This is a genomic window from Laceyella tengchongensis, from assembly GCF_900182735.1.
Taxonomy (GTDB): domain Bacteria; phylum Bacillota; class Bacilli; order Thermoactinomycetales; family Thermoactinomycetaceae; genus Laceyella; species Laceyella tengchongensis.
The window spans coordinates 1-11,006 of sequence record NZ_FXTU01000015.1 but is presented as its reverse complement, the minus strand read 5'-3'; the positions used below and the strand labels follow the sequence as shown (position 1 = coordinate 11,006).

The 11,006-nt window shown below is 50.2% G+C and carries 6 protein-coding genes, 14 tRNA genes and 2 rRNA genes; 2 read left to right on the top strand and 20 right to left on the bottom strand.

Annotated elements, in window-relative coordinates; all coding sequences use genetic code 11:
* The 15 genes from QQZ12_RS16605 to QQZ12_RS16535 all read right to left on the bottom strand — a co-directional run.
* Window positions 1-171: ribosomal RNA gene (locus tag QQZ12_RS16605) — 16S ribosomal RNA — on the bottom strand; the annotation flags it as partial.
* Between the two features lie 225 nt (window positions 172-396).
* The gene (locus QQZ12_RS16600) at window positions 397-1,143 is read right to left on the bottom strand and encodes a hypothetical protein (protein ID WP_284724676.1); all 747 of its coding nucleotides are present in this window, start codon (window positions 1,141-1,143) and stop codon (window positions 397-399) included.
* 185 nt (window positions 1,144-1,328) lie between these two features.
* Window positions 1,329-1,402, bottom strand: a tRNA-Arg gene (locus tag QQZ12_RS16595).
* A 20-nt stretch (window positions 1,403-1,422) separates the two neighbouring features.
* Window positions 1,423-1,497: transfer RNA gene (locus QQZ12_RS16590), tRNA-Gly, on the bottom strand.
* Window positions 1,498-1,503: 6 nt separating this feature from the next.
* Window positions 1,504-1,579 (bottom strand) — tRNA-His (locus QQZ12_RS16585).
* Between the two features lie 9 nt (window positions 1,580-1,588).
* Window positions 1,589-1,665: transfer RNA gene (locus QQZ12_RS16580), tRNA-Glu, on the bottom strand.
* Between the two features lie 5 nt (window positions 1,666-1,670).
* Window positions 1,671-1,746 (bottom strand) — tRNA-Thr (locus QQZ12_RS16575).
* 4 nt (window positions 1,747-1,750) lie between these two features.
* Window positions 1,751-1,825 (bottom strand) — tRNA-Asn (locus QQZ12_RS16570).
* 5 nt (window positions 1,826-1,830) lie between these two features.
* Window positions 1,831-1,904 (bottom strand) — tRNA-Gly (locus QQZ12_RS16565).
* Between the two features lie 6 nt (window positions 1,905-1,910).
* A tRNA-Leu gene (locus QQZ12_RS16560) sits at window positions 1,911-1,996 on the bottom strand.
* Between the two features lie 7 nt (window positions 1,997-2,003).
* A tRNA-Lys gene (locus QQZ12_RS16555) sits at window positions 2,004-2,079 on the bottom strand.
* A gap of 4 nt (window positions 2,080-2,083) precedes the next feature.
* Window positions 2,084-2,158, bottom strand: a tRNA-Gln gene (locus QQZ12_RS16550).
* Window positions 2,159-2,169: 11 nt separating this feature from the next.
* Window positions 2,170-2,254, bottom strand: a tRNA-Tyr gene (locus QQZ12_RS16545).
* A gap of 4 nt (window positions 2,255-2,258) precedes the next feature.
* Window positions 2,259-2,334, bottom strand: a tRNA-Ala gene (locus tag QQZ12_RS16540).
* A gap of 230 nt (window positions 2,335-2,564) precedes the next feature.
* Window positions 2,565-2,798: a hypothetical protein gene (locus tag QQZ12_RS16535; protein WP_123827450.1), complete on the bottom strand. Its 234-nt coding sequence runs from the start codon at window positions 2,796-2,798 to the stop codon at window positions 2,565-2,567.
* Window positions 2,799-2,836: 38 nt separating this feature from the next.
* On the opposite strand from QQZ12_RS16535, the gene QQZ12_RS16530 reads away from it, so the two are divergent.
* Both QQZ12_RS16530 and QQZ12_RS16525 read left to right on the top strand, forming a co-directional pair.
* Complete coding sequence (locus QQZ12_RS16530) at window positions 2,837-4,402, top strand: glycoside hydrolase family 10-like protein (RefSeq protein ID WP_284724675.1); 1,566 nt, start codon at window positions 2,837-2,839, stop codon at window positions 4,400-4,402.
* Between the two features lie 63 nt (window positions 4,403-4,465).
* Window positions 4,466-4,600: a hypothetical protein gene (locus QQZ12_RS16525; RefSeq protein WP_259435572.1), complete on the top strand. Its 135-nt coding sequence runs from the start codon at window positions 4,466-4,468 to the stop codon at window positions 4,598-4,600.
* Window positions 4,601-4,644: 44 nt separating this feature from the next.
* On the opposite strand, the gene QQZ12_RS16520 is transcribed toward QQZ12_RS16525, so the two are convergent.
* The 5 genes from QQZ12_RS16520 to QQZ12_RS16500 form a co-directional block, all read right to left on the bottom strand.
* Window positions 4,645-8,019: a phosphodiester glycosidase family protein gene (locus QQZ12_RS16520; RefSeq protein ID WP_102992686.1), complete on the bottom strand. Its 3,375-nt coding sequence runs from the start codon at window positions 8,017-8,019 to the stop codon at window positions 4,645-4,647.
* A 149-nt stretch (window positions 8,020-8,168) separates the two neighbouring features.
* Complete coding sequence (locus QQZ12_RS16515; RefSeq protein ID WP_102992687.1) at window positions 8,169-10,307, bottom strand: type IA DNA topoisomerase; 2,139 nt, start codon at window positions 10,305-10,307, stop codon at window positions 8,169-8,171.
* A 256-nt stretch (window positions 10,308-10,563) separates the two neighbouring features.
* Window positions 10,564-10,640 (bottom strand) — tRNA-Met (locus QQZ12_RS16510).
* 25 nt (window positions 10,641-10,665) lie between these two features.
* Window positions 10,666-10,780 (bottom strand): 5S ribosomal RNA (rrf, locus tag QQZ12_RS16505).
* 6 nt (window positions 10,781-10,786) lie between these two features.
* A tRNA-Arg gene (locus tag QQZ12_RS16500) sits at window positions 10,787-10,863 on the bottom strand.
* Window positions 10,864-11,006: the final 143 nt, after the last annotated feature.

Genomic DNA, 11,006 nt, shown 5'->3' with positions numbered 1-11,006 from the left:
GATATTATCTGGTATTAGCACCGGTTTCCCGGAGTTATCCCAGTCTTACGGGCAGGTTGCCCACGTGTTACTCACCCGTTCGCCGCTAGGGTCCGAAGACCCCCGCACGACTTGCATGTATTAGGCATGCCGCCAGCGTTCATCCTGAGCCAGGATCAAACTCTCCGTTAAAGGTTTCACACCGAAGTGTGAAATTTGAGTTTGAGTCTATACTCAATGAATTAACAGGTCACGTTGTCACTCTTTAGTTTTCAAGGAACACGTTGTTTCATTTCGTACCGCTCTTGCGGCGACAGTTATTATCCTATCACGCTGATCTCCATTAGTCAACACTTTTATTTATGAAAATAAGAAAGCTGTGTGCATGCACACAGCTTTCTCTTCACCACTGCTTGGTTAAGCCCGCTTAGCCAAGCGGCTCAATCCCAAACCAGCTAGCAACAAACCAATGCCAGCAATCATGTAGACAGGATAAGCAGTTGCCGTTTTCGGCATTTTACCCCCGTTGCCTGGATGTTGGTTACCAGGATTGTTACCTGGGTTTCCAGGTTTGCCTGGGTTATCGCCAGGTTGGCCCGGATTGTCACCAGGGGTTCCCGGGTTATCACCAGGATTGCCTGGATTACCTGGATTACCTGGGTTACCTGGCTTATTGCCCGGCTTGTCTTTTCCGCAGTCCCCGAATTGCAAGTTTGTCACCAACGTTTTGCCCAATTTAGTACCTTCAGCCCTCAGTTCCAATTTAGCGGTGTATTTTTTGGATTTCTCGGCATTAGGAACCTTGATGGAAAACCGCTTATTGTCTGTGGCATTGGCAATCTTCCCTGATGACACAAGCTTTCCTTGGGACAGGGAGCTGTTTGTAGCTGGCATTTCATAAATATGGTAGACCACATCATAATTCGTTCCTTTTGGCACATCACCAAGCTGATCCATGAACGGATTAACTTTCGCATCCATATACAAAGAGGTGCAATCATCATCAAACCGCAACACAGTAAAAAAATTGGCACTCTTCAGCGCTTCTGCTTTCATCTCAAGAGTTGTACCCTCTTGAGAAGCACTCGAAAAACCTGGGAAAGAAAACGACAACGCAAACAACAACATACACATGATAATTGATTTTAAATAGTTTTTAATCATGTATGTATCCCTCCTTATGCTTAAACTTATTTCAACAGAAAATTAGTTATTCCTTCTACAAAAAACAAAAAAAGGGAAAAATTCAAAACCCACCATGCAACACTCAGGTAACTAGTGCTTTCACGCACACTATGAACGGTTGTTAAAACAAAAAACAGCAGACATCATGTCTGCTGTTTTTTCAGCGTGCCCTGGAAGATTTGAACTCCCGACCTTTTGATCCGTAGTCAAACGCTCTATCCAGCTGAGCTAAGGGCACATATATATGAATTGTTAAGTTGGAGCGGAAGACGGGATTCGAACCCGCGACCCTCGCCTTGGCAAGGCGATACTCTACCCCTGAGCCACTTCCGCATGTTGTGGGGCGACCGATGGGAATCGAACCCATGAATGCCGGAGCCACAATCCGGTGCGTTAACCACTTCGCCACGGCCGCCAAGAAAAATGGTGACCCGTAGGGGATTCGAACCCCTGCATGCTAGCGTGAAAGGCTAGTGTGTTAAACCGCTTCACCAACGGGCCATGTCTGGAGCTTCCTACCAGGCTCGAACTGGTGACCTCTTCCTTACCATGGAAGCGCTCTACCGACTGAGCTAAGGAAGCATGCTGGCTCCTCAGGTAGGACTCGAACCTACAACCTACCGGTTAACAGCCGGTTGCTCTGCCATTGAGCTACTGAGGAACATCTGGAGCGGGTGAAGGGAATCGAACCCTCGCATTCGGCTTGGAAGGCCGATGTTCTACCACTGAACTACACCCGCGAAGGTTGGTGCGGTCGGCGAGACTCGAACTCGCACGATCAGGGATCACTACCCCCTCAAGATAGCGTGTCTGCCAATTCCACCACGACCGCACAAATATGGTGAGCCATGAAGGACTCGAACCTTCGACACCCTGATTAAAAGTCAGGTGCTCTACCAACTGAGCTAATGGCTCATATTGGCTGGGGAAGTAGGATTCGAACCTACGCATCACGGAGTCAAAGTCCGTTGCCTTACCACTTGGCTATTCCCCAGCGTAAAATGATGGTGGAGGGAGTAGGATTCGAACCTACGAAGGCAAAGCCAGCGGATTTACAGTCCGCCCCATTTGGCCACTTTGGTATCCCTCCATATTGGTGGAGCTAAGCGGATTCGAACCGCTGACCCCCTGCTTGCAAGGCAGGTGCTCTCCCAGCTGAGCTATAGCCCCATGTGGTGAAAAAAGCCACTCACAAGATATAACTTTAACATGCCTTAATCAAAAACGCAATACCTTCATCACCATTTTCCATTAATTTTTTACATAAAAATCTCTTCCCTTCATCATATGAGAAGAGACAAACGCACGTGACTGGTTCACATGCGTTTTTTCAAGATACCGTGCTGTTGCGCCCTGCGCCTATAATAAGCACCATATCGACGCACGTCCACCGTCCTCAATCACTGGGATGGCTGGTGCGCATGAAGCGTTTCCTGGGCAAACAGGTGATAGCAGGCAAAGTGGGCAATCGGTATTAACAGGATAGCGGACATGATCCACAACATTCTCTCCGCGCCGAACACCGGGCCAATCATTCGCCCCGCCGTCGCCGCAAAACTAACAAACCTCGACTCGATCAGATTGCTGGGGGTTCCTGCTTTCAAATGACCACGGGCTAGGGTATAATTTAACAAACAAAGAACATTATGAATTTTTCGAGGAGTGAATCAGGATGCGTGGAGAGTTGATTTCGTGCCTGTTGGCCCTGCTTCTCCTTCTTTTTGCCGTCCCCCTGCAAGGGCGGGCACAAGAAAGCCCGGATCCCTCGTTAAGCGCTTCCATTGAAGAAAAGCGGCAATTGCGCGCCGCATGGATCGCCACTGTACTGAACATTGATTGGCCTTCCAAAACCGGGCTCAGTAAAGATCAGCAACAAGCCGAGTTCATCACGCTTTTAGACCGCCTACAAGCGATGGGCATCAATGCCGTCATTGTTCAAGTAAGGCCGACCGCCGACGCATTTTATCCGTCCACGCTTAACCCTTGGTCCAAGTATTTGACAGGAACCCAAGGTGTGTCGCCCGATTATGATCCCTTGGCTTTTATGGTGCAAGCTGCCCACAAACGCAACATGGAATTCCATGCTTGGTTCAACCCCTATCGCGTCAGCATGGACACCCAATTGAACGCCTTGGTGCCAAGCCATCCGGCACGGCAGAACCCCGATTGGGTGGTCAGTTACGGCGGCAAGCTATGGTATGATCCGGGCATTCCCCAGGTACGGTCGCACATCGTGGACACCATCAAAGAAGTGGTGCGCAACTATGACATCGACGCCGTCCATTTTGACGATTACTTTTACCCTTATCCTGACGGCACTGACTTTTCCGATGAGCAAACTTACTTGACTTACGGCCAAGCTTCCTTTCCCAACAAAGCGGATTGGCGGCGTGACAATGTCAACCGCTTAGTTAAAGAAGTAAATGCGCAGATCAAACAGCTCAAGCCCCATGTGAAGTTCGGCATCAGCCCATTTGGCATCTGGCGGAACAAATCGACGGACCCCAGCGGATCGGACACCTCCGGCTTCCAGGCTTACGATTCTCTGTTCGCCGATGCCCGCACATGGATTCGCCAAGGCTGGATCGATTACATCGCCCCCCAAATATACTGGAACATCGGTTTTCCAGCCGCCGCTTATGAAAAGCTCGTTCCCTGGTGGGCCAATGAAGTGAAAGGTAAAGCCACGCATTTGTATATCGGTCATGCTGTGTACAAAGTTGGTAGCGGTGCGGCCTGGGACAAGCCCGAAGAAATTCCTAACCAACTGCAATTGAATCGGCAATACCCGGAAGTAAAAGGCAGTGTCTTTTTCAGCACCAAAGACCTGTTGAAAAACCCATTGGGCTTGGCTGACCGCTTGCGCACAGACCTCTACCGCTATCCCTCCCTCATTCCGGTCATGCCTTGGTTAGGTGGCCAGACACCCGCCGCGCCTTCGCTCCTCTCCGCCACGCGCCGATACGGTGGAGTCACCCTACAGTTCACCAATCGGGCTAGTGAGGCAAGTTATTTTGTCATTTACCGCTTTGATGAGGGGGAAGCCATCACCATAAACCAGCCCCGCAACATCGTCGGCATCATCCGCAAAACGGTTTCAAACACACAGCAAATCTTCTTTGACGACACAGCACAACCGACAAAACCTTACACCTATGTCGTAACGGCAGTCAGCCGGCTCCATCAGGAAAGCGGAGCTAGCAACCCGATTCAGATACCCTCGACGACAGCAAGATGATGGTTTCCACCATCAACCAGTCCGGAAGTGAAACAAAAAATAACATAGAGGAGGATGGATCACATGCCCAGATGGCTGCTCTTTTTCTTGCGGGCGATGACTGTCAATCGGGATGCGCAATTTTACAAAGACCTGCATACACTGGAAACCATCAAGAAAAAAAAGAGGAAACGAAATCATTTGCGGCGGGTGAAATAACCCGCCTTTTCTCTTTAGAAGCGCACCTTTTTTGCAAGTTCCATTCATTTACCACCGCTGTTGGCCCGAGTGCCAACCAATACAAACCGCTTGCTGAAACCTCCGCTCTGCACTACTAAAACCACCTTCCCTGGACGTCTGAAACGAAGCAAATGGGTAACCGGATCAAACACGGCGATGCTGGAACCCGTCGCCTGATCCAAACGGGTGACGGTCAAACCGTTCTCTCCTCGATACCGCACAGTCGCCGGATAGGTGAGCGGAAAAGTCCAACCTCCTGTTTGCAAACCTGACACTTTCACCTCAGCCGTTTCATTCACATAAAACTCCGTCCGCTCCAACGCGATGTCCTCAAGGATCGGTCGCACATCAGCCACAAGCCACGGGTGTTTGCGAACGTTCCCTTTTTTCTCCCCGTTAATGCTGAATACACCATACCCGTAAAATCCACCCCGATCCGGCGAACCATACACTCGCTTACCGACGGGTCCCACCACCGCATAGGCAACGCCGTCACGTTGCGTCCAGTGATGGACATGCGCGTGTGCCGCAATCATGATGGCCGGCTTGCCACTTCGTTCGGAAAAGTCGGTCAGCTTCTTCTGCAACAATCCCGCCTCCCTAGCATCGGATATTTGTGATGTCTTGGACGGGTTGGGATCGTTGAGAGGATGATGCGCCAAAAAAACGAGTTGCCGCACTTTTCGATCTCGCTTTCCTTGCTCCAACCAAGCATCCAACTGGCGCCACTGAGCATCATCGCTCACCCGCCAACCACCCAGCGCAGTGTTGCTCAGAATAAAGCGCACGCCTTTGTGGTCAAAATGATGCAACGCCGCCCTCGGGCCAAAAACCTGCACAAAAAGATCCAAGTTGCCCGTGCCATACGTTTCGTGATTGCCCGGCGTCACATAATACGGTTTGTCAAGGTTTTGCTCAATCAATGTCTTGACAAAGGTAACATTTTCAATGGTAGCATCATCCACCAAATCCCCGTTAAAGATGACAAAATCGACATCCTCGCGCGAAAGGTCCTGCAACACCTGCACCGTGTGTTTTACCTCTTTGCTGTCAGGAGCCGCGCTTACAATATGCAAGTCGTTCAACACAGCGAACCGCCAACTGGATTGTGGCACCGTTCCCTGTTGTAATACCATTGGATGCGGTTGCACCGGTTCATCAGGAAGATGCAAGGGTGCAGACACATACACGACCACGTCGTCCAACAAGATGTCCCCTTTGTCCTGCTTTTTGGCGTCCGGTTCGACCAAATAAATTTGATTCAATTGAATCGGATACTGCACCCCTGCTGGCACATTTATTTCCACATATCTCCAACCATGCCAATTTACCTCCGCCGCCAAATCCAATGTATGGTACACTCCCGCCGCATCCTTGATCCGCGTCCGCAGCCAATGCCCATTGCCCCCATCTCCACGCACATGGACACCGATTTTTTTCACTTCCCCAGGTAGTGGCATCAGCCCCGTAGGCGGCAAGGCGTACACGGCCCGCGTCTTGGTGGACTTGGTGAAATCATAAGTCAATTTTAGCGCTTTGCTTTTCCGATCTGCGTCATCCACATACAGCAACTCACCGGTTGTTTCAGCAGGCGCTTTGGCAAAAGTCCATGGTGTCGAGGCATCTTCAAATGTTTCTATGCGTTGTTGTTCCCAACCGATGGAAACTCCGGCAACCGCCTGCAATTCGCCAACCCGAGCCGTGATGCGCGCCACCCCCTGCTCCACTTGTGGCACCACCGTCAAACTGCCGTCGGCATTGGCTTTCACATCGATGATTTGCCGGTCATAGCTCAATTGGACATCCTCCGGCTCCACATAAGTCTGATAACCAGACGCATCTTTTCCTGTCACCAAAAAAGTAGCTGTTTTTCCTTTTTCTAAACCCATCAACCGGGGTTCAATTGCCAGGGAGACCGGTTTTCCCAGCACATGCACTTCTGCCATCGACTCCACACCCCTGCTCCGTACGGAAATTCGGCCTTTTCCAGGGTGCGCGGCCCGCAATACTGCCCCGTCAAAACGGCCGAGCGCGGCCGGCAAAGCCCTCCAATGCATCCGAATCTGATCCGTTTGAAGCGGCGCAAAAGCAGTATCATACGCCATGGCACGAAATTTGCGGGTCAATCCAGAAAACACACGCCGGGACCCCGCTTCGATCTTAAATCCACCCAGCTGGCCCGTTCGTTTGTCGTTCCATACTCCGATTCCGTTAGGAACAGGGCGTTCTTGTCCATCGGATGGCGTATTGACAACTTTCAATCCAGTCTGTCCCTGCATGCGCGCAACCAGAGTAGAGGAGCCTCCACCATCCAAGTTTAAGGCCGTCCAAGCCCTTTTTTCTTTCATCCATTGGGCCAATTCCAATAACGTCATACCTCTGCTACGAGACGATCTTCCATCAATGGTTGCCAATATCATCTTCTTGCCGTCTTTGGTAAAACCGACCGCGGTGCGGGGATGAACTGCGCCATGATCCTTAGTCACCACCTTCCCCTTGTCCACCAGTAAAGCACCGCCTCCGATCGCAAAAGCCAATTTCCTAAAGTCCGGTCTGGTCTCTACACGAACTTCAACCGCGCTCCCCACCGGTAACGCTTTAAGAAACGCCGCACTGGCACCTTTGCCACTCAATATGAATTGGCCTTCATGCAATGCTTCATTGTGTACCCCACCGGCATAAGTCATTTTCACTTTCCCGTCTTCCACCAACACTTCAAAAAAATCGGGGCTGACCAGATGCGTTCGCTTCGCCGTACCCCAGTCCGGGGTGTACATCGCCAAATGATCCGCCGGCAACTGGGGAGCGTTAATGGCATGCAACGTCGTCGTCGCCCCATTGGCCATCACTTTGCCCTGCAATACGAGGGGGCTGATTTGGCCGATCCGGTCTTGTGAGACGCTCGCTGCCAAGCGGTCCTCGCCACTTTTTCGTAATTCCCCCGACCGAACTTCCGCCCCCAACGCTGCTTGCGTATTGCCAATATCAAAAAAATCCCCGTTCACTCCTGCAATCGCGCCCGCCGCTTTCATCTGCTGGATTAGCGGCATACTTTGCGCCACATGGGGAGGCGTCAACAAATTCGTTTTCACACTAGGTTCGGCCAAGTCCACCGTCAGCGCCGCCCCTTCTAGCCAACCCTTAGTGTCAAACCTAGTAAACTGTGTCAGGGAAATCCCTTGCGCAATTTGCTCTTCTTCCGCTTCCTCATGAATCAATTGTGGCAAATCCGGCTCACTTTGCTGAGACGGTTCCGACGGTTTTGCCGTTAACACCTCGGCCGAATCGTGGATTGCGGACAGCTGTGCGGCAAGTGGTTCAGCCGCTCCCGTCCAGCCAGGAATAATCACCATCACCAGCAGGCACAACACCGCCAAGCGCTTTTTAAACGCGTTCATCAGGCACCTCCGTTACATTGCGGTTAAAGCTTAATCAAACAGGCTCTCATAATGATTATAATATTTTGACAACTTATTTTCTCGCTCCCTCTGCACAAAAAACGGTTGCATCCAACATGCAACCGTACATTTCAACCTAACGGAAAACACTATGCCTTCTCTCTTTTGGCCGCACCTTCGGGAAACGTGAAGGCAATGCTGCCGTTCTCCAATCGCAACCGGGCGTCAAACCGTTTGCCTTTCTTTGAGACAAACCCCTTGAGTAAGCCTGATTCTTTCCCACTTAACAGTTTTTTCACAACCGCTGAACTCAGCTTTTTTCCCAACAACGTTTTGGGAAGGGTGAATTTGCATCCAGTTTGGTAACCCTGACAGCCATAAAATTTTTTCCGGTCAACCACCGCTTGACCGCATAACGGACATGACCCCACGGTCTCTTGCGCAGATCCCTTCCGTCCGCTTGTTTGCGTTTTTTCCTGTATCGCCGCAGCTACTTCCCATCCGTCGGCGCGCTTGATTGCATCGGCAACCAAATGCTTAGCCAACTCTTTTGATTTTTCGATGAATGGAGCAGCCGCTTTTTCCCCACGGCCAATCGCATGCAAATACTGTTCCCACTTTGCCGTCAAATCCGCTTTCCCCAAAATAGTATCCGCGACGGCCGAGACCAAGGCTTTTCCTTTCTCCGTAGTGGACACCACATTTTTCTGCACTTTGATATACTTGCGATCCTTGAGAGTTTGGATAATTCCAGAGCGAGTTGCTTCCGTTCCCAATCCAAGCCCTTTCATCGACGAAAGTTCCTCATCCTCGATGTGTTTGCCGGCCGTTTTCATCAATGTGATCAATTGGCCTTCTGTGTAAGGCTTAGGTGGTTGTGTCATCCCTTCCTTCAACGCCACCTCCGGCTTGACCACCTGACCCTCACGCAAAGGAGGGAGCGGTTGATTCCCCTCATCTCCCTGCTCTTGCTCATGTTGAAATACCGCTTTCCATCCGATCTTCACCACTTTATTGCCGACCGTTTTGAAGGCGTGCTTGTCAATCATGGTCAATACTGTCGTCTGCAGGAATTCATGATCAGGATAATGGACGGCAATCAAACTCCGCGCCAACTCATCATAAATTTTCCGCTCATCTGAAGTTAGCTTGATGAGGGTGGGAACTTGCTCCGTCGGTATAATCGCGTGATGATCTGACACCTTTTTCGGATCAACCACCCGCTTGTTTCGGCTGACGTCTCGCAAGTCGTCCGCAATATTGTAGTGGGGGGTGAGTAAGCGTAAGATCTTCGGAAATGCCTTGGCCTCGGCAGCAGTCACATGCTGGCTATCCGTTCGGGGATAAGAAACATACCCTTTTTCATATAAGGATTGGACCAATTGCAACACTTTGGACGGCGCCAACTTATACATGCGGTTCATTTTAGCTTGAAGGGTGCTTAAGCTGTGCAACAAAGGCGGGCTGATTTTTTTCAACTTGGTTTCGATTTTCCCCACTACGCCAGGCTTATCCCTCATTTGTTCCAGTAAACGCTCCGCCTGTTTTTTATCAAAAAAACGCTCTTCTAATTTCCCTTTGTACTTCTCTCCATCCGCATCAAAAACGGCGACAATCTCCCAAAAAGGCTCCTGCTTGAAGCGCTCTATCTCCTCTTCGCGTCGGCGGATCAGGCACAATAAGGGAGTTTGCACCCTGCCCGTTGAAAAAACCTCTCTGATCCCTTTTTGTTGCATCAATAACGTATACACCCGACTCGTATTGATGCCCACCAACCAATCGCTGTATGATCGAGCCAACGCTTCTTCAAAATAAGGCTTTGTCTCGCGGTCAGAACGGAGCCGGCCAAATGCCTCTTTAATTGCTTGCTCCGTCAACGAACTACACCACCAGCGTTTAATTTTTTTCCGAGACGCCCCAGCCATTTGGATGATGATCCGGGCGATATATTCGCCTTCACGGGCCGGATCCGTTGCGATGATAATAGTGTCCGCTTGGTTCAACACTTCTTTCACCAATTTAAAGTGACCCGCCTTTTGTTTGATCACTTGGTGCTTGAATCGGTCGGGAATGATGGGAAGCGTTTCTAAACGCCATTTTTTCCAGGCTGGGTCATACTTTTCCGGCTCAGCTAATTCGCAAAGATGCCCAATCGCCCACACAATTATCGCTCCGCGCGGAAATTCAGGACATGGTGCAATGGTTATCCGTGTCTTTTCCTTTTTATGCGCAAACGGGGAAGCCAATTTCCGCGCTTGATCCGGTTTTTCTGCTAGAATCGCATCCATGTTTCATATCCTTTCCGTTCCGGTTTCGAACACTATTCACTATACCACAGGAAAAAAAGCTGGAGTGTACAAAACAAATCGTTCAGGAGTATGCTATTTATGAGATGTGTTTGCCATATAGCGCAATCGTCAAACACGATAGATTTGTCAACAAACTGATTCCAAGCCGATTTTTAGTCTGCGTTTTGTATTATCTACAGCCTATAAAATATAAAAAAAGACACCTTTCATTGATGAAAGGTGTCTTTTTTGCATTTGGTTGCGGGGACAGGATTTGAACCTGCGACCTTCGGGTTATGAGCCCGACGAGCTACCAGACTGCTCCACCCCGCGTCGTTCCCATCAAAAGATGGGATATGCCTGGCAATGACCTACTCTCCCAGGGCTTAAGCCCAAGTACCATCGGCGCTGGAGGGCTTAACTTCCGTGTTCGGTATGGGAACGGGTGGATCCCCTCCGCCATCATCACCAGACAATATTGGCGTGCCCTGGAAGATTCGAACTCCCGACCTTTTGATCCGTAGTCAAACGCTCTATCCAGCTGAGCTAAGGGCACATGTTTTCATTGTAATCAGGTGTTGCCCAGATTTGAAGCAAATCTTGCCACACCCTGAAAATTAGAATGGAATAAAGCGTGTTGCAAGATGAAGAGATGAAGTAGGATAAGCCCTCGACCGATTCGTATCCGTCAGCTAAACG